The sequence below is a fragment of the Ignicoccus sp. genome, assembly GCF_056435145.1.
Genome location: NZ_JBWNMZ010000007.1, coordinates 1 through 16,513 on the forward strand (window position 1 = coordinate 1; position 16,513 = coordinate 16,513).

The 16,513-nt window shown below is 53.0% G+C and carries 18 protein-coding genes, 2 tRNA genes and 1 pseudogene; 8 read left to right on the forward strand and 13 right to left on the reverse strand.

Annotation, left to right across the window (positions count from 1 at the left end):
* Nucleotides 1–1,497, forward strand: a 1,497-nt coding sequence (locus AC1HCZ_RS02430; RefSeq protein WP_479461958.1) for a binary toxin-like calcium binding domain-containing protein, incomplete at its 5' end; no start/stop codon positions are given.
* A gap of 43 nt (nucleotides 1,498–1,540) precedes the next feature.
* Nucleotides 1,541–2,572: an isocitrate/isopropylmalate dehydrogenase family protein gene (locus AC1HCZ_RS02435; RefSeq protein ID WP_479461959.1), complete on the forward strand. Its 1,032-nt coding sequence runs from the start codon at nucleotides 1,541–1,543 to the stop codon at nucleotides 2,570–2,572.
* On the opposite strand, the gene AC1HCZ_RS02440 is transcribed toward AC1HCZ_RS02435, so the two are convergent.
* The gene (locus tag AC1HCZ_RS02440; RefSeq protein WP_479461960.1) at nucleotides 2,550–3,749 is read right to left on the reverse strand and encodes an isopropylmalate synthase; all 1,200 of its coding nucleotides are present in this window, start codon (nucleotides 3,747–3,749) and stop codon (nucleotides 2,550–2,552) included. The genes AC1HCZ_RS02435 and AC1HCZ_RS02440 overlap by 23 nt on opposite strands.
* Before the next feature lie 94 nt (nucleotides 3,750–3,843).
* On the opposite strand from AC1HCZ_RS02440, the gene AC1HCZ_RS02445 reads away from it, so the two are divergent.
* Both AC1HCZ_RS02445 and AC1HCZ_RS02450 read left to right on the forward strand, forming a co-directional pair.
* On the forward strand, nucleotides 3,844–4,425 hold the full coding sequence (locus tag AC1HCZ_RS02445; protein ID WP_479461961.1) for a hypothetical protein: 582 nt from the start codon (nucleotides 3,844–3,846) through the stop codon (nucleotides 4,423–4,425).
* Between the two features lie 54 nt (nucleotides 4,426–4,479).
* Nucleotides 4,480–4,941 (forward strand): phosphate-starvation-inducible PsiE family protein, encoded by a 462-nt coding sequence (locus AC1HCZ_RS02450; RefSeq protein ID WP_479461962.1) that lies wholly within the window; start codon nucleotides 4,480–4,482, stop codon nucleotides 4,939–4,941.
* Nucleotides 4,942–5,004: 63 nt separating this feature from the next.
* On the opposite strand, the pseudogene AC1HCZ_RS02455 reads toward AC1HCZ_RS02450, so the two are convergent.
* Nucleotides 5,005–5,532 (reverse strand): annotated as a pseudogene (locus tag AC1HCZ_RS02455) (HAD-IB family phosphatase); the annotation flags it as partial.
* 98 nt (nucleotides 5,533–5,630) lie between these two features.
* Here AC1HCZ_RS02455 and AC1HCZ_RS02460 point away from each other — a divergent pair.
* Nucleotides 5,631–6,128 (forward strand): ArsR/SmtB family transcription factor, encoded by a 498-nt coding sequence (locus AC1HCZ_RS02460; protein ID WP_479461998.1) that lies wholly within the window; start codon nucleotides 5,631–5,633, stop codon nucleotides 6,126–6,128.
* Nucleotides 6,010–6,312 (forward strand): hypothetical protein, encoded by a 303-nt coding sequence (locus tag AC1HCZ_RS02465; protein ID WP_479461996.1) that lies wholly within the window; start codon nucleotides 6,010–6,012, stop codon nucleotides 6,310–6,312. Before AC1HCZ_RS02460 ends, AC1HCZ_RS02465 begins: the two co-directional genes overlap by 119 nt.
* Here AC1HCZ_RS02465 and AC1HCZ_RS02470 read toward each other — a convergent pair.
* The 3 genes from AC1HCZ_RS02470 to AC1HCZ_RS02480 all read right to left on the reverse strand — a co-directional run bounded on the left by AC1HCZ_RS02470 (nucleotide 6,309) and on the right by AC1HCZ_RS02480 (nucleotide 8,619).
* Nucleotides 6,309–6,932: a TATA-box-binding protein gene (locus AC1HCZ_RS02470; protein ID WP_479461963.1), complete on the reverse strand. Its 624-nt coding sequence runs from the start codon at nucleotides 6,930–6,932 to the stop codon at nucleotides 6,309–6,311. The two genes, AC1HCZ_RS02465 and AC1HCZ_RS02470, sit on opposite strands and share 4 nt — an antisense overlap.
* Nucleotides 6,933–6,985: 53 nt before the next feature.
* On the reverse strand, nucleotides 6,986–8,362 hold the full coding sequence (gene serS / locus AC1HCZ_RS02475) for a serine--tRNA ligase (RefSeq protein WP_479461964.1): 1,377 nt from the start codon (nucleotides 8,360–8,362) through the stop codon (nucleotides 6,986–6,988).
* A gap of 181 nt (nucleotides 8,363–8,543) precedes the next feature.
* Nucleotides 8,544–8,619, reverse strand: a tRNA-Asn gene (locus tag AC1HCZ_RS02480).
* 77 nt (nucleotides 8,620–8,696) lie between these two features.
* Here AC1HCZ_RS02480 and AC1HCZ_RS02485 point away from each other — a divergent pair.
* A tRNA-Leu gene (locus tag AC1HCZ_RS02485) sits at nucleotides 8,697–8,784 on the forward strand.
* A 68-nt stretch (nucleotides 8,785–8,852) separates the two neighbouring features.
* Here the strand turns inward: AC1HCZ_RS02485 and cysS are convergent.
* Nucleotides 8,853–10,247 carry a cysteine--tRNA ligase gene (gene cysS / locus AC1HCZ_RS02490; RefSeq protein ID WP_479461965.1) on the reverse strand — a complete coding sequence of 465 codons (1,395 nt, stop codon included), beginning with the start codon at nucleotides 10,245–10,247 and terminating at the stop codon, nucleotides 8,853–8,855.
* A gap of 89 nt (nucleotides 10,248–10,336) precedes the next feature.
* On the opposite strand from cysS, the gene amrB reads away from it, so the two are divergent.
* On the forward strand, nucleotides 10,337–11,194 hold the full coding sequence (gene amrB, locus AC1HCZ_RS02495; RefSeq protein WP_479461966.1) for an AmmeMemoRadiSam system protein B: 858 nt from the start codon (nucleotides 10,337–10,339) through the stop codon (nucleotides 11,192–11,194).
* On the opposite strand, the gene AC1HCZ_RS02500 is transcribed toward amrB, so the two are convergent.
* The 7 genes from AC1HCZ_RS02500 to AC1HCZ_RS02530 are packed head-to-tail and all read right to left on the reverse strand — an operon-like array spanning nucleotide 11,175 to nucleotide 16,501.
* Entirely contained in the window at nucleotides 11,175–12,056 is an 882-nt protein-coding gene (locus tag AC1HCZ_RS02500) for an NAD-dependent epimerase/dehydratase family protein (protein WP_479461967.1), read from the reverse strand. The two genes, amrB and AC1HCZ_RS02500, sit on opposite strands and share 20 nt — an antisense overlap.
* 44 nt (nucleotides 12,057–12,100) lie before the next feature.
* A complete protein-coding gene (locus AC1HCZ_RS02505) occupies nucleotides 12,101–13,201 on the reverse strand; it encodes an AAA family ATPase (RefSeq protein WP_479461968.1) in 1,101 nt (366 codons plus the stop codon).
* A complete protein-coding gene (locus tag AC1HCZ_RS02510; protein ID WP_479461969.1) occupies nucleotides 13,198–13,968 on the reverse strand; it encodes a GntR family transcriptional regulator in 771 nt (256 codons plus the stop codon). The genes AC1HCZ_RS02505 and AC1HCZ_RS02510 overlap by 4 nt, the downstream gene beginning before the upstream one ends.
* A gap of 33 nt (nucleotides 13,969–14,001) precedes the next feature.
* Nucleotides 14,002–14,679, reverse strand: a complete 678-nt coding sequence (locus AC1HCZ_RS02515) for a CdvA-like protein (RefSeq protein WP_479461970.1) — start codon at nucleotides 14,677–14,679, stop codon at nucleotides 14,002–14,004.
* Complete coding sequence (locus AC1HCZ_RS02520) at nucleotides 14,670–15,008, reverse strand: hypothetical protein (RefSeq protein WP_479461971.1); 339 nt, start codon at nucleotides 15,006–15,008, stop codon at nucleotides 14,670–14,672. Before AC1HCZ_RS02520 ends, AC1HCZ_RS02515 begins: the two co-directional genes overlap by 10 nt.
* 33 nt (nucleotides 15,009–15,041) lie before the next feature.
* Nucleotides 15,042–15,983 (reverse strand): diphthamide synthesis protein, encoded by a 942-nt coding sequence (locus tag AC1HCZ_RS02525; RefSeq protein ID WP_479461972.1) that lies wholly within the window; start codon nucleotides 15,981–15,983, stop codon nucleotides 15,042–15,044.
* Nucleotides 15,980–16,501 (reverse strand): 50S ribosomal protein L16, encoded by a 522-nt coding sequence (locus tag AC1HCZ_RS02530; protein ID WP_479461973.1) that lies wholly within the window; start codon nucleotides 16,499–16,501, stop codon nucleotides 15,980–15,982. Before AC1HCZ_RS02530 ends, AC1HCZ_RS02525 begins: the two co-directional genes overlap by 4 nt.
* Between the last annotated feature and the right edge of the window lie 12 nt (nucleotides 16,502–16,513).

The following is a 16,513-nucleotide window of genomic DNA, read 5'->3' on the forward strand; positions in this document are numbered from 1 at the left end:
GTCTATCAAACTAACCCCCTTAACCCGGACACCGACAAGGACGGGTTAACCGATTACCAAGAAGTGATGAAGTACCACACCAGCCCGCTCTCCAACGATACGGACAGGGACGGCTTGAGCGACGGCGAGGAGATCCTTAAATACCACACCAACCCGTTCAAGGTGGATACTGACAACGACAAGCTCACTGACTACCAAGAGGTAAAGGTCTACGGCACCAACCCGCTCAACCGCGACACCGACAGCGACAAGCTCACCGACTACCAAGAGGTAACCATAGGTACTTCTCCTCTCACTCCCGATACCGACAAGGACGGGCTCAGCGACTACCAAGAGACCGTAATATACCACACTAACCCGCTCAACCCTGACACTGACAGAGATGGGCTAACCGATTACCAAGAAGTGATGAAGTACCACACCAGCCCCACGCTCGCCGACACCGACGGGGACAAACTGACTGACTACCAAGAAGTGAAGGTCTACGGCACCAACCCGCTAAGCCAAGACACCGACAACGACAAACTGACTGACTACCAAGAAGTGAAGGTCTATCAAACTAACCCCCTTAACCCTGACACTGACAGAGATGGGCTAACGGACTACAACGAATTGATGAAGTACCACACCAGCCCGCTCTCCAACGATACGGACAGGGACGGCCTAACCGACTACCAAGAAGTGAAGGTCTACAAGACCAACCCACTCAATCCCGACACGGACAGAGATGGGTTAACCGACTATCAAGAAGTGAAGGTCTACGGTACCAATCCGTTCAATGAGGACACCGACGGGGACAAACTGACTGACTACCAAGAAGTGAAGGTCTACAAGACCAACCCACTCAATCCCGACACGGACGAAGACAAACTCAGCGACTACCTCGAAGTAAAGGTCTACCACACCAACCCCCTTAACCCGGACACTGACGGGGACGGCGTGTGGGACTCGCTGGATGCCGCTCCCCTAGGCGACTTGAAGCTAGTAGTAACGGTGTCGCTCTATCAAGTATACAATGTGCCTCTAGAGTACTTGCCCAGGCTTGAGGTTTCCTTGGGCGTGCCCGGTAGCTCGGTTACTGAGAGCATATATAAACGTGTAATAACCTACACGTATGACTTGGACGATAACAAACCGTACGCAGTTATCGACATAGCAGTTTTCTTCGAGAAAGGCGGGAGCGTAGAAGTGGTAGACGTCAACCCAGTGTTCGGGGCCAGGACGCTTAGGTTCTACGTCAAGCCGGTACTCGAGAAGGCCGCGCTCAACGGTTCCGGAGTAACAGTCCCGAAGGGGCTACAAGTCTATTGGAAGGAGGATGATAAAGTCGTGGAGCTGGGCTCGTTAGACTTGCCGATACTTAGGAACGCCACAAGCGTAGTGGTCATACCTTTGAAAACAGACTTGTTCGCGGGCAACGTCTCGCCCAGGGAGGCGGGGGCCTACGTAGCCTCAATCACGGTAGGCTTTAAGCTGTTGATTACTCCTACGAAATGATTTTTGTTCCTACCCCTAGACTCCCCGTTCGGTGTAGGTGTTTATGGTAACAGTGGCCGTCATTGAGGGTGACGGCATAGGCCCGGAGGTCGTGGGGGCCACGCTTAAAGTGCTCAAAAAGATAAAAGAAATGTTTGACTTATCGTTAAACTTCGTCTTCGTCGAGGCGGGCGACAGAGCCAAGGAGAAGTATGGCGAGGCCCTCCCCAAGGAGAGCTACGAGAAGTTGATGCGAGCGGACGCTATTCTCAAGGGTCCCGTGGGCGAGACTGCGGCAGACGTGATCGTCAAGCTGAGGAGGGAACTCGACCTTTTCGCGAACATAAGGCCGGCGAAGGTCTTGCCCGGCGTTCCGGCACTCAAGAAAAACATTGACCTAGTAATAGTGAGAGAAAACATAGAAGATTTATATGTAGGCGCGGAAAACTTCTTGCCCCGAACCTCCTTGGGCCACAAGGTTGCCGTGGGCCTCCGAGTTGCCTCCGAAAGGGAGACGAGGAGGGTCGCGAGGGTGGCGGCCGAGTACGCCAAAGCTCGTAGGAACAAGGTTACTATAGTACACAAGGCGAACGTCATGCGGTTGACGTGCGGTCTCTTTAGGGACGTCGCCAAAGAGGTCTTGGAGAGCGAGGGCGTGGAGGTAGACGAGATGTACGTTGACGCGGCCGCGATGGAGCTAGTCCGCCGCCCGGAGAGGTTCGACGTCATGTTGACCCCCAACGTCTTCGGAGACATACTCTCGGACTTGGCAGCCCAAGTAGTTGGCAGCTTGGGCTTGGCGCCCAGCGGCAACATAGGCGAGGAACGCGCGCTCTTCGAGCCCGTCCACGGGGCGGCCTTCGATATAGCCGGTAAAGGGATAGCGAACCCTACGGCGACCATGTTGGCGGCGTCAATGATGTTAGAGTGGTTGGAGAGGAAGAAAGGACTCTCCAAGGGGACAGAGGCGGCCTCGGCCCTCGAGGGTGCAATAGAAAGGGCCTTGTCCGAGGGCGTGAGGACTCCGGATTTAGGCGGGAACTACAGTACGTTAGAGTTCGCAGAGGAGGTCATTAAGAGGTTGCAGCCTCCTTAGCCCTCTCCCTCTCATCTAAAACTTTTTCTACTATTTCTCTTAGCTTGTCCTCGGTCACTCTGACGCCCATGTCCCCAAGCCTCTTAACCTCGTCCAATACTCTTAAGACTACGTCGGGATCGGTGGGATAGCCTAAGGTCTTGAGGGCGTACTCTACGCCGTGCCTCCCAGAGTGCTTGCCGAGCACGATCCTCCTCTTCTGGCCAACCATCTCGGGTTGTATCGGCTCATAGGTGAACGGGTTGTTGATCACTCCGTGGACGTGTATTCCGGACTCGTGGCTGAAGACGTTCTCGCCAACGATAGGCTTGTTAGGGGGTATGGGTATGCCGGCTATCTTAGAGACAAGCAAGCTGGTCTCGTACAGTAACTTAGTGTTTATACCGGTTCGCACGTTCAGTAAGAACTCAAGAGCCGCTACGACCTCCTCGAGGGCGGCGTTGCCGGCCCTCTCACCTATTCCGTTCACGGTCACGTGGGCCTGCTTGGCGCCGGCCTCTATGCCGGCTATACTGTTGGCCACCGCTAGGCCGAAGTCGTTGTGGCAGTGGACACTAACAATCCTTCCCTTCGCGGCGGGCAGTATGAACTTTATCAAGTATTTCATTCGAGTAGGAGTCATGACGCCTACTGTGTCCGGTATGTCTACTCTGTCTGCCCCTGCGTCCACTACCGCCTCGACCATCTTATAGAGGTAGTTGAGGTCCGCCCTGGTGCCGTCCTCGGGGCTGAACTCCACCGTCACTCCGTGACTCTTCGCGTACTCGACTGCCTCCACCGCCCTCCTGAGGGCTTCCTCCCTCGTTATCCTGAGCTTGTACTTTAAGTGGATGTCAGAGGCTGCAATGAACACGTGGATGGCGTCTACATCGGCGTCCAGCGCCTTATCGATGTCCCTCTTGTTTGCTCTTGCCAGCGCCACTATTTCGGGACCTAGGCCCTCTCTGGCTATTTCCCTGACCGCCTCGAACTCGCCTTGGGAGACTGCCGGGAAGCCGGCCTCTATGCTAGCTACTCCCAGCTTCGCTAGCTGTTTCGCGATGATTAGTTTTTGCTCCTTGGTGAAGCTTATCCCGGGGGTTTGCTCGCCGTCGCGTAAGGTGGTATCAAAAATGCGGACTTCTTTGGGAAGGTTTTCCAGCTCCTCTGCGATCCTTACGCCCTCAACAATAAGCATCTCCTAGCGCCGGGCGGCAGAGGGATTTTATAAATGCTATCAATGCGGTTTCCACTCATAACCTATCCCTCCCCTTTATCAGGGGAGATAGGAGGTGCCGAAGGACTTCTTGAGGCAGATAGTGAACCCCACCTTGCTAGAGTTCGAAATCCCTGTGCAAATATTGACAGAGATCAGGAAGAAGCTCGAGCTGGCGGAGAACAAGTATAACTTCAGCGCGTTCGGCGGCGACCCCAAGAACCTAGTGAAGTTCTTACAGTCCCCCCTCTGGAAAGAAGTGGTGGAGCTGTTCAACGCCGCCGGGGCAAAGGCCGCCATCATAAAGATTTTAGAAAAGACTAAGGAAGCTTACAAGGACGACGAGGAGATAACAAAGGCCATTGAAAAAGCCCTAGAAGAGTTAAAGAAGAGCGGAGAGGTCGAAGAGGTTAGCAGCGTCTTGGATATGCTCAAGAAAGCAGTTGAAGAGGTCGTAGGTGACTTCGCAGAGGTAAAGCTCTCCGAGGACAAGGTAGTCGTAGAGGGGGACAGAATGGAGGCGAGGGTGGAGGAGCAAGGAGGCAAGTACAGCGTGAGGCTGGACGTCAGGGGAGTTGCGGAACTGACGAGTTTGGAGGAGGTCAAGGGATTACTAAAGGAGGCCAAGGAGCTGGCCTCCAAACTCGCACCTCCTTAAGCTACATTAAGGTGCTTTTTAAAATAGCCGGCCTCCGGTCCCAGCGGGGGTACCTTGGGAGGTAGTAACATACCCAGCGAGTATTTCGAATACATAGTGATGACGTTAGAGATCATACTAATATTGTTGACAGCCGCGTTCACGTTTCTCTCGCTCTTGTGGTTCGGCCAGACCCTAGCCAGCGACTTCATCCGCATAACCGAGAACGCTAGGGGGTTTACAGTTACTAAGGAAGCGGTTGTGGAACTGCTAGATATAACCTTATTAACGCTAATAATCATCGACGTCCTCCAAATAGTGGTAGCACGCTACACCAGCTCTTACGACTACTTGCGCATAGCTGTGGAGGTAGGCATGCTGTCACTGTTGAGGGAACTAATATCAGTCGAGATCAAGAAGCCCGACCCAATTAAAGTAGTCTCCTTCGCTATAGCGATAGTTATGCTGTTCATCGTATGGTTGGGGCTTAACAGAGCCAGAGTAGTTGACGCACTGAAGGAGAGCCTCCTCAAATGAGCTCAAGTCCTCTATCCATATCGTTGAGAACCTTTTGAGTTGGGGGTCCCTCAAGCCTATGGAGCAACCGGAGGCCAACATCGCCGGTACGTCTATCACACTGTCACCTACATATATCACCTCATTTAAGGTTATATCCAATCTTTCTAATAGCTTCTTCAATCCCAAAGCTTTGTTCTTCGGTTCCACTGCGGGCTTACACTCGTAGCACTGATTGGCCAACCACAAGTGAACGCCCAGCAGTTCAGCTACCTTGGCCGTGCTCGCCTCCAAACCCGCGCTGAGCAATCCAATTGCCATCCCCCTCCTCCTAACCAAGTCCACCGAGTCGGCTGCGTTTGGATGTAAGTAATCCACCACCCTTTCCATAATTTTCAATATGTCCTCTCGGGTCAAGTCCCCTTTCGCCGACTTCCACCTCTCCCAGTCCCTTCTGCACCACTCTTCGTAACTTATCTCACCGCGGAAGTACTTCTTCATATCTTCCAAGGATCCGGAAGTCCCTAAGCTCTTGTGTACAAACTCCCAGCTGCTTTTGAAGGTGAGGAGCACGCCGTCCACGTCGAATATCGTGGCCCTGTACTTCAACACTTAGACCCTTCGTCCCCGCCTTCCGAGAGGTGTTTTCTGGAAAACGTCCGTTCGTGCGTTCGAAATGGCGCCGGAACGCTACTGTAACTGAGGGGAAGTTGGGGCTAGAGGAGGTCGCTAGGACCTTCGCAGCTTTAGGTCACCCGGCCAGGCTGGCGATGGTACTATACTTGAGTAGGTCTAGGAAGGGCGTCGTGTGGGAAGCCCTCCGCAACGCCCTTCTAGAGTACGGGATGGACGGCGACGAGAGTTACGTCAACTTCCATTTAACGCAACTAATTAACGCTGGCGTTGTGACTAAGGTGAAAATTAAGAGCGGCTTTTACGTCTACAAACTCAACAACAAAGTAAACAAGTGGGTAAAGTTGAGCAAAATAAGGGAAGAAACGGAAAAGGCCCCTTCTGGAACGGCTCGCGGGAAGAGGTTTGAAAGAACAGCTGGAGGCGAGGTACATATCGAACACGGAAGCGTTGGTAATGTTGGAGAAGAGGTGGAAGGAGCTAGGCCCAGAGGCGAGCAAGATGGAGTACACAGCGATAACGAACAGCGTGAGACACCTGAGGTTAGTGATAAAGTGCACGTTAGACAAAGTTAGGGAACTGGACGACTTCTTGAAGGAAATGGGCCTAGAAGAGGAGGCCCGCGTCGCGATAGAGAACGAGTGTCCTACAGAGATCGATTTCTTGAAGATTGTGTTGAGCGTAGTCCCAGATCTAGAGCTGAGCGAGGAGGAAACGGAACAAATAGTGGAAAAAGTGAAGGAGCTTTTGGGGTCTTAAAGCTCTTCGTCGTCTCCCAACATTTCTTCTACGCTTAGGTCGACCTCGGGCTCCCTTATACACCCTTTCTCCTTTAAGTTCTGGAACACCTTCTCTACTGCCCTGCTAACTTCCTCCTCTTTTTTCGCACCGGTGACGACCATTTTTCCCGAGGAGAACAAGAGCAATACCACCCTGGGTTCGTCCAACCTATAGATGAGGCCCGGGAACTGCTCCGGCTCGTACATGCTGTTCTCTAGCAAGTAGGCAGCCTTCTCCAAGTGGACCTCTACGCCCAAGTTTGCAGAGGCAACTATGTTCTGTATCTGTATGCGCGGTCTGACTTTGCCGCTAACTATTCCTTTTGACTTAAGGATGTAGAATATCTTCTTGACCGCTTTTATCAGTTCTTGCGTGCTCTTTGCGCCGGTCACTACCATTTTGCCGGACTTGAATATTAGGGCTGTGACCCGGGGTTCCTCCAGCCGAAATATGAGGCCCGGGAACTGGTCCGGATCATACTCCACGTTGTTGTCGAATTCCTTCTCAATTTTCTCCAAATCTATGTTCTGGTCTATGGATACCGTGGCAACGATGTTCTCTATTTTTATACTAGGCTTGATCTCAGCGTCGAGAGACAAAGTGGGACCCGCTTTTTAAGGATTTTTAAAGGGTTTAAATATTCTTTCTTCAGTCAGACTCCGGTCCAAGGCTCTATGTACTCCTTAGGTGCGCTTTCGAACGGTTCTAAGTACTTTCTCAACACCTTAGGTATCCTCACGCGACCGTCTGGCAGTTGGTGGTTCTCCAAAATGGCAGTTATGGTCCTCGTAGTGGCCAGGGCAGTGGAGTTTAACGTGTGGACTAGGTCGTGTTTCTTTCCGCCCTTTATCCTGTACCTTATCTTGAGCCGGTAGCTCTGCCAGTCGGTGCAGTTGGACGCGCTCACGAGCTCCCTGTACCTCCCTTGGGCCGGGTACCAGACCTCCAGGTCGTACTTCTTGGCGGCTGGGCTCCCGAGCTCGCCCCCGCACACGTTAACCACCCTGTAGGGGAGCTCGAGCCCTCTGACCAGCTCTTCCGCGTTCCTTATCAGATCCTCCAAGACTTCCCAGCTGTCCTCGGGCTTGGAGAAGACGAACTGTTCAACCTTGTGGAACTGGTGAACTCTGAATATGCCCTTCAAGTCTCTGTTCCCCGCCCCCGCCTCCTTCCTGAAGCAGGGGCTAACCCCGGCAAGCTTTATTGGCAACTCGCTTTCGTCAATAATCTCTTCCATCTTATAGGCAGCTAATGGGTGCTCCGAGGTGGCGATTAGGTATAAATCCTCTCCCTCTATCTTATATATTGCGTCCTTGAACGTCTCTACGTCTATTACTCCCCTTAACACCTTGAATCTCACCATATAGGGAGGTTCCACCAACGTGAACCCTTTCTTACTTAAGAAGTCCATAGCGTACATCATTAGTGCGTAGTCCAGCCACACCAAGTCTTTGAATAGGTAATAGAACCTAGAGGAGGCCACTTGGGCGGCCTTGTGGGTGTCGCCCAGCTTCAACACCTTTTCAAGCATGTCCGCATGTCCTACGAACCTCTCTTCCGCTACTTCGTATTCTACGTTGAACCCCCACGCCCTCGTCTGTTTCTCGAACTCCTCCAAGTGACCCTTCCAGACCTTCGGCCTTCCCCAGAACCGGACCGGCACGTTGTGGTCCTCGTCGCAGCCCTCTGGGACTGATGGATGGACCAAGTTCGGCAAGGATAGGAGGATCTCCTCCCTCTTGGCCTCCAGTTCCTTCAGCTTCTTTTCTAGCTCTTCCTTTATAATCAGCAACTCCTTTGCCTTTTTTATTAGTTCATCCCTCTCTGTCTCATCTTTTGCCTTCGCGACCTCACGAGTTATCTTGTTGTGTTCGTGCCTCAGCCTCTCCACCTCTTGGAGGGTCTTCCTCCACTCCTCGTCCACCTTTATTGCTTCGTACACCGGTCGAGGGTCCTTACACCTCTTCTTCATGGACTCTATTAGGACCTCTGGGTTTTTCCTCAATGCCTCCAAGACGCTCCACGGCATGTTAAGCTCTCCAACGCCCCTTCACTGGGGCGTAATATAGGACCCGAGCCTCCGTTAGTGGGAGAAGGGGTTGGGCCGGGAGCGACCCGCCCCGCGCCCATCGGACCCCGGGGACTCGGGGCTGCTAAGCGCGGGACCGGGGTTCCGACTTCGTGAGCGTGAAGGGACTTAATAATTGTTGTGGCGCCGGGGGGAGGACTCGAACCTCCGGCCACCGGGTTAACAGCCCGGCGCTCTACCAGCTGAGCTACCCCGGCTCCACGCGTCGGGACTCCAGCTGGTTAATAAGTTTTCTCGAAAATGTTTATAAACTACAGAACGTTCGGCCTCCCGAGCCGGGGTGCCCGAGCCTGGCCAAAGGGGTCGGGCTTAGGACCCGATGGCGTAGGCCTGCGTGGGTTCAAATCCCACCCCCGGCACCAGAGGACCTCAAATAGAGAAATCAGCCCCCGTGACCTCTTCGCTCATCGATCGCCCGGCCAAGGTTTCATCACGCGAACCTCCACTCCGTTTCCTTACCCTTATCCAACAGCTTAACCCCGAGCTCGTCCAACCTCGCCCTTATATAGTCGGCCAACTCCCACTGCTTCATCTCTCTTAGTTTGCTTCTAATCTCAACAATCAAGTCGACGAAAGGCTCAACGTTTCCGGAGACCCTCTCCTCGAAGACCTCGAAGACTCTGTCAGCTTCATTTACGAACTGGAGGACTGCTAGAGAGACCTCCCAACTCCCCTCCTCTATTGCCTTGTTGCCTACCCTTAGGGCCTCCCTCACGGCCGCCCACGCCTCGGGAGTGTTAAAGTCGCTATCCATAGCGCGGTAAAAGTCGTCCCTTATTTTCGAAATTTGGTAAATGGTCTTGATTTCTTGTTCAGACAGCTTGCCCTTGGGGCTTTCCTTTCTCACTATTTTCCTTAATTCTTCGACAGTCATCCTCATTCTGGTCAGACTCCTCCTCGCCTCCTCCAGTCTGTCCCACGAGAAGTCCAGCTCGCTCCGGTAGTGGGCTGTCGAAAGCCAGTACCTAACCACTTCGGGTTCGAACTCCTTCAACACGTCCTTGAGGGGTACTATATTACCCAAGCTCTTGCTCATCTTCTCCCCCTTTACGGTCAAGTAGCCGGAGTGCAACCAGTACCTCACCCAAGGCCTCACGCCGAAGCGAGCCTCGCTTTGAGCTATCTCGTTTTCATGGTGTGGAAATATCAAGTCCCTAGCCCCTCCGTGGACGTCAAATTGCTTGCCCAGGTACTTACTGCTCATAGTGGAACACTCTATGTGCCACCCTGGCCTGCCCTTACACCAAGGGGCATCCCACCAAGGCTCGCCCGGCTTCGCACACTTCCACAACGCGAAGTCATAAGGGTTCTTCTTGTCCTTGACAAACTCCTCTTGACTCCACATCTTCTTGTCCTTTATACCGGAAAGCTGTCCGTAGTAGGGATACTTGTCCACGTCAAAGTAGACCCCGCTCTGGGTGACGTATGCGTATTCCTTGTCCACCAAGTCTTGAACGAATTCTATTATGTCGTCTATGTGTTCCGTAACCCTCGGGTGTATCGTTGGGAACACTTTGAGCTTCTTCATGAGCTCGAAGTACTCTTCCGTGTATGTATCAGCAACCTCTTTCCAGCTTATCCCTAACTCTTTCGCTCTATTTATTATCTTGTCATCTATGTCCGTTATGTTTTGAACGTGGAGTACGTTGTATCCTTTCAACCTTAAGTATTTCTTAATTATATCGAACGCAACCCACGTCCTCGCGTGACCTATGTGAGAGTGGTCGTAGACTGTGGGACCGCAGACATACATCCTAACCAGAGGGGGCTCTAACGGTTCGAACTCCTCTAACCTCCTGGTTAACGTGTTAAAAACCTTCAGCAAGGGTACACTCCCTTGGCGTGAGGAGCACCGAGCTTAATGGGGCTTCAACAAAATAACTTCGTCCCCCTTTTCAGCCGCGGGTTCAAGAAATGCTCGTAAGACCTCCAGCCGTCGCCGGGACCTTCTACCCGGCGGAGGCCGAGGAGCTGGTCAGGCTGATAGAGTGGAGCTTCACCCACCCCGTGGGGCCCGGGGAGCTCCCCAAGGTAAGCTCCGTGAGGAGGAAGGCCAGCGTCGGCTACATGGTGCCTCACGCGGGCTACATCTATTCCGGCCCGGTTGCCGCGTGGAGCTACTACTACTTGGCCCAAGAGGGCGCTCCAGAGACGGTCGTTATAATCGGTCCTAACCACACCGGCCTGGGGCCGGCAGTATCAGTAATGCCTCCGAGCATATGGGAGACCCCGTTGGGCGGCGTGAAGACAGACGACGAGGTCATAAGTGAGTTACTCAAAGTAAGCAGTATAGTAGAAGAGGACTACAGCGCCCACGCCTACGAACACAGCTTGGAGGTGCAGCTTCCCTTCCTCCAGTACCTCTTCGGGGACTCGTTTAGGATAGTGCCTATAGTGATGAAGGTCCAGACCCCCTCAGTGGCGAGGGTGTTGATGCAATCCATAAAAGAGGTCATGGAAGACTTGGGCAGAGACTACGTGGTCCTCTCGTCCTCTGACCTTAATCACTACGAGCCCCACGACGTTACTGTAGAAAAGGACATGATGGCGCTCGAGAGGGTAGTGAGCTTGGATCCCGAAGGCCTTCAAGAAGTCTTGATAAAGTACGACATAAGCATGTGCGGTCCAGGCCCCGTAATGGTAAACATGTACTTAGATAAGGAGTACGGCGCGGAGAGCGCGGTGTTGCTCAAACACGCCACCTCGGGGGACACTTCCGGCGACAAGAGCGCTGTGGTCGGTTACGCGGCGGTTAAGTTCCCCTTGCCCTAAAGGCCTCAGCGGTCAGCCGGAGCCCCTCCTCCAAGCTCACCTTCGGTCTCCACCCGAAGGCCGAGAGCCTCTTGATGTCGGCGACGCTTACCCTCACGTCTCCGGGCCTCCTCGGTAGGAAAGATATCTCTGAATTAGAGCCGGTTATTTTAATTATTTTTTTCGCGAGGGTTATTACGCTAACCCCCCGCCCGCTCCCCACGTTGTAAGTACCTCCTGGGACGTCCCTTACCATCCTGAAAGCCTCAATTACGTCGTCTATAAACACGAAGTCCCTAACCTGCCTCCCGTCGCCGTAAACCGTTAGGGGTTCTCCCATCAGCGCCCTCTTCAAGAACTCGCTCACTACCCCCCTGCTCTGGGAGGGGCTAGGCCCGTAAACGTTAAACAACCTCAGCGTCCAAGTCTTCAATCCGAAGGCCTTGTGGTAGGACATTACCAAGGCCTCTCCGGCGACCTTTGTGGCTCCATAGACGTTGACCGGCTCTAGGGGGTGTTCCTCCGACACCGGGACCACTTTGGCCTCTCCGTAAACAGCGGCGGTCGAGGCGAAGACCAAGGACGCGTCCGCGAGCCTGGCGGCTTCCAGGACGTTCAGCGTGCCCTCCACATTAACCCTTACAACTTTCATCGGCTCGTTTAACGACTCGTCCGCTCTGATCTCGGCGGCTAAGTGGTAGACCAACTCGCAATCCCTCAGTCCGACCTTCAACTCCTCTGGCGAGAGTATGTTCGCCTTCACGAACCTCGCGCGCGGCGCCGGAGGGGGTACTAGGTCCAGAACCCTTACTTCTTCATATTTACTGAGTTCTTCGGTTAACTTTGAACCTATGTAGCCCGAGCCCCCCGTTATACAGATCAAGACGACTTTCCGAAAGCTGGGCTAAAGGAGGGACAGAAAAGCCTTCAGAACGCCCCGTGCGCCTTAAGCCACTCTTCATACATCTTGATTGTCTCCTTATTTATGCTTGGTTTCCTCCTCTTTAAGGCCCATAGCAAGTCGTCCATAGTTACCGGCCTGGGGTCTCCGATGCCGCTGTTCTTCTCGAATAACTCCCTTACTACCCTCATGTAGGCATCCCTAACCAAGGCCACTATGTCGGCCGAGGAGTAGCCCTCTGTCAACTTCGCTAAGGTATCAATATCCACATCCTTATGCTTTATCTTTGACAAGGTTTTTAGTAATAGCTTCTTCCTGGCCTCCTCGTTTGGGGGAGGCACATAGATCCTCTTCTCGAACCTCCTCACGAACGCCTCGTCCAACTTCCACGGTTTGTTAGTAGCCCCGATCACGTATACTTGGATGTTGGACCCTTTGTCTTGTAGACCGTCCATCTCTTTTAAGAACTGATTCCTCATTCTAGTTTCGCCGCCGACTTCGTTGGCGTACGTACCGAAGAGGGAGTCCACCTCGTCTATAAATATTATGACTGGCTTCCCGGAGCTGGCTATTTCTCTTGCCTTGCTAAACAAGCTCGCAACGTTCTTCTCTGCCTGCCCTAGCCACTTACTCATTATCATTGCAGCATCTACGTAGATAAACTCAGCATCCAGTTCGTTGGCCACTGCTGCTGCCAACAGAGTCTTTCCGCAACCGGGCGGTCCGAACAACAGTATCCCTCTGGGCCACCCTAAGGGGAACAAGTCGGGTCTCTTCGTTGGGAATATTATTGCCTCCTCTATTGCTCTTTTCGCGTCCTCCAAGCCCACCACGTCATCAAAACTGACCTTGGGCCTCGTGGCGCTCTCTACCTCTCGCACTACCTCCTCCTTCCCAACGGGCTCACTCATGAGTTCCTCTTGGAGAGCGTTTAACTTAAGCTTTATGTTATTCAAGGACTCTAAGTACGCTTTTTTCAGCGGGTGATCCGGGTACAAGTCCAGCAGCTTTTGGATCACTTCAGCGGCGTTCTTGTAGTTCGTCAACGCCTCGTCACGGCGCCCGATCGCTTCGGCTTCCTTGGCTTTTCTTAGATAGAATTGTGCCAGCCTGTCCAGCCTGCTCAATTCGAAGACCTCCTGATCTTGATCTTGCCCCTCTTTTCCAATTCCTTTAAGGCTTTCCTAACTTCTTGTTCGCTCACCCCGACGTGCTGCGCGATCTTCTTCACACTGAGCTTGTTACCGTAGCCGAATTTAACGTAAGTTTCTATGACCTTATAGACCTTATCAACAACCACTTCGAAGTCGTATTTACTTACCATTCCATCAACTAACAGCACCGGGGCAGACTCCGGCAAGGGTTCCTCTCCGCTCTTGGGAACGCTCGGGCTCCTCTCGCTCGCGTAGTTCTTGTATATGTAGTTCTTGTATATAAAGTCTGTATCTATGTTCGGCAGAGCGCTCTTCTTAGATGTGCTTAGGGTCTCTTCCATTCTGCTTAAGACGAGTTCTGCTTGAGGCCTCAGCGCTTCCGAGAGGAGCCACAAGTTGCTCCTGAGCGCGCCCTCTATTTTAGACATGGACGCTATCGCGTCTACGTACTCTCCCTCTCTCTCCAAGCGTTTCCTCTCGGCCTCTATGATTTTCAAGAGTTTCTTCAGTCTCATTATTTTAGTGTTTACTTCCTCTATGTTCTGTTCTAGCAGCTTAGCCTTTTCGTGGTCTCCCTTCTTCTTTGCTTCCTTGTACTCTTCGGCGAGCTCTTCCCTTTCCCTCTCTAGCGAGTGAAGGTACTTGGCTAACTTCTCCCCCCACTCAAAGGCCTCGTAGAGGTTTTCGAAGTACTTGTCCTTTAGTCTCTTTCCCCTCTTCTTTCTAAAAGGAAGTACCATAGTCTACTACACCTCCTCCAATATTTAATGAAGTTAATCTTGCAGGTCTATCATTATGGGGGTCGTGGATGTCTGCGGGGCCTCGGCAGTCCTCGGCTGTTCCCTGACTTCTGCTGGTTCTCTCTCCAACCTCTCCAGCTTCTCGAGCCACTCCTTCAAGGTCCTCTTTTCTTCGTTAACTATTTCTTTCTGCTGTCTTATCGTGGAAGCTGCTTGTTGGTACCTTCTCTCGCTTATCTCTCCGGCTATGTAACTCATCTGGAGGTTAACCATGGCCTTCTCCATTTGAATTATTTGGTCCTCAAGCTCGTTAATCCTCTCCCTTATCATTCTCTTGACCTCGGCTAACTTTTCCTTCAACTTAGTCATTTGTTGTTCAACCCTCTTCCTCGCCTCGGCGACCAGCTCCGGATTGAAGTCATCGTTATTAGACATTGTCTCTAGCGCCTTTAACCTCCTCATAGCCGTGTCTAGCTTTCTATACACGCTCCTTGCCTCAGACATCCATAAAGGCATTATTACCAACTTGCCGTCCTTCTTCCCCAACCTGTCTGCCGATACCGTGGTGAATCTGTTCTCGCCAAGGGCTAGCTCTACCGCCTCCACCTCGCCGTCTATGTTAGAATAAACGCTTACCAGAGTGCCTACCACCCTCCCGAATGGGTCTTGGACGTGGGAGCCCACAAACTGCTCCACGAAGCTTATCTCCATAACACTGCCCCGCTGGGAGTATAGCTGGAAGCCCGCGGCTTTTGAAGCGGTGGGAGCGCGGACACAAGCTTCTTGCTGCACCCGTCTTTGCTGCACTTTATGTAGGCTAACACTAGGTGTATTCCAGGGCACAAGAAGCTGAAAAAAGCTCTCTCCTCTTTCAACTCGCTCTCCACTAGCTTGCACCCGTTCTTCTCGAGTTCTGCCACGAGCTCCAACGCGCCGGCCTCAGCCCTTTCGAGCAGGCCCTTGTAGTTGGGCACTACCGCGTAGAGGACCCTCCCCTCGACCGCCACGAAGCTCTTGGTGTAATACTCGTCCAGACCCAAACTTTCTCCCAATCTGGATTGAGGCCCTATAGTCTAAAAGGGAAACGTGTAGGCCTCCAGACCGAAAACGGCGGCTCTGAACTCTCCGGGCGCCAGCACTACCTTCTCCCGTACGTCTCCGAGGTCGTCTACCGCCAACCTAGGGCAAGAGATCGTAACGACCACCTCCTCTGGCAAGTTTAAAACGAATTCTCGGGTTAGTATTAGGGATTTATACACCTTAACCTTTATGCCGGCCCTCTCGGCGGCCTCCTTGAGGGCCCTCGTAAGCCCGGGCCTGGACTGTCCCTCGTGTCCGTCTACGAGGGCCACCGACCTCGCCCTCGAAGCCTCTTCTACCAGCCACATCCTCCTCGCCAATAGTTTGACGGGGTCTAGCCTTTCCGTCCGCGACGAGTACGGGTCGAAGGCTAACACGTCGCGCTTCAAGTACAGCGCGGCGCCGAGGGCGTGGAACTTCCCGCCGGCAACTATGAGGTAGTCGTCGTGTCCCCTCCTCAAGTTCCTGTAGTCGCACCCAAGCACTTGGCCTTCCTTAAGTCCTTTGGAGGCGAACGTGAGTGGCTCGAAGCCCCACCTCCTCAAGCGCTCTTTTAATGTATTCAACAAGTTCAAGTGCTGTACTACTGCCCCTAGGACTACCTTTTTACCCTTCAGTTTATCCCTAATCACGTCTACGTTTGTCTCTATTTGGACCGGCACCTCTAAGAACAGCGTAGGCTTCCTCGGAGTCCACCAAGGGTAAGGGCTGTGTCCTAAGTGTATTATGGCGTCGCCCTCGAAGAACTCGTAGGTGAGGCAGCTGCCGAACACCGGCATTGCGGAAACTTCGCATTCGGTCCCTACGAGCTCACAAACCCTCTCTGCGAGCTTGAGCAAGCCCGGCGGGGCCTCTACCAAGACCTTTGAGGGTTTGACCCTTTCCACAAAAGCCTTTACCCTTTCCTCCTCTAAGACGTATCTCAAAGGGATCACTTCTTGAGTTCCACTACCTCTATTCTACAAGGCATCGGCATCTTAGAGGCCGCTATCTTCAAGGCCTCCTTTGCCTTGTCTACGTACTGTTTCTTAGTCCTTACCACGAGGATGTCCATTCCGGGATAGACCCTCGTCGCGAGACCGACGGGCTTGCCGAAGGCGTGTCTCATGCCCTCTTGCAGCCTGTCTGCGCCGGCGAAGGCCATGAACTTATGTTCCCTCAACACGTGGTGAGGGTACCTCTTTATTATGAACAAGTAGTTGCTCTCGCCTATGTCACTCGACAAATTCTTGTGAACCATTACTCTCGCAGCTTCCAAAGCGTTGTGCCTTACTTGCGCCCTCTCCAGCGCTACCAGCCTGACTTCCACTTCAGCCTCCACGTGAGGGTTGCCCATGACCCACTTGACTACCTTGGGTTGCGGAATGCCGTGGATGTACTCGTGCCTCGTGTAGGGCGGGCCGCTGAAGCCTTTGGTATGTCTTTTGGTGAAGCAACGCGCGGGCTTGGCCACCGCTCGAACCCC

Bases quoted from the DNA above. Each gene is read 5' to 3' on its own strand.
- AC1HCZ_RS02435 (WP_479461959.1), top strand. From the start codon at position 1,541: ATGGTAACAGTGGCCGTCATTGAGGGTGACGGCATAGGCCCGGAGGTC.
- AC1HCZ_RS02440 (WP_479461960.1), bottom strand. From the start codon at position 3,749: ATGCTTATTGTTGAGGGCGTAAGGATCGCAGAGGAGCTGGAAAACCTT.
- AC1HCZ_RS02465 (WP_479461996.1), top strand. From the start codon at position 6,010: ATGTTGGAGAAGAGGTGGAAGGAGCTAGGCCCAGAGGCGAGCAAGATG.
- serS (WP_479461964.1), bottom strand. From the start codon at position 8,362: ATGCCGTGGAGCGTCTTGGAGGCATTGAGGAAAAACCCAGAGGTCCTA.
- amrB (WP_479461966.1), top strand. From the start codon at position 10,337: ATGCTCGTAAGACCTCCAGCCGTCGCCGGGACCTTCTACCCGGCGGAG.
- AC1HCZ_RS02510 (WP_479461969.1), bottom strand. From the start codon at position 13,968: ATGGTACTTCCTTTTAGAAAGAAGAGGGGAAAGAGACTAAAGGACAAG.
- AC1HCZ_RS02515 (WP_479461970.1), bottom strand. From the start codon at position 14,679: ATGGAGATAAGCTTCGTGGAGCAGTTTGTGGGCTCCCACGTCCAAGAC.